Annotated in this window: 1 pseudogene; it reads left to right on the plus strand. The window is 54.1% G+C overall.

Annotated features, from left to right (window positions below):
- A pseudogene (locus EU800_RS26545) lies at nucleotides 1-255 on the plus strand (carbohydrate ABC transporter permease); the annotation flags it as partial.

Genomic DNA, 255 nt, shown 5'->3' on the forward strand with positions numbered 1-255 from the left:
CAACATCACTTCGCAGCGAAGAACGTGTTGTTACCGATGCGGGTGTGTTGATCGACGAGTTGAACTTCAAAGCCTATATCGAGGTCCTGTCGAACTCGAAGCTGCCGCTCTGGTATATCAATTCTGTCGGCACCTCGGTCATCATCACCTTTGTCGTGCTGCTCTTCGGCATGATGTGCGCCTATGCGCTGTCGCAGCTGAACTTTCCGGGCCGCAGGCTGCTTTACCTGCTGGTTGTGGCAAGCTTCATGGTGC

The sequence above is a fragment of the Tropicimonas sp. IMCC6043 genome (assembly GCF_004146235.1).
In the GTDB taxonomy this organism is placed as follows: Bacteria; Pseudomonadota; Alphaproteobacteria; order Rhodobacterales; family Rhodobacteraceae; genus Tropicimonas.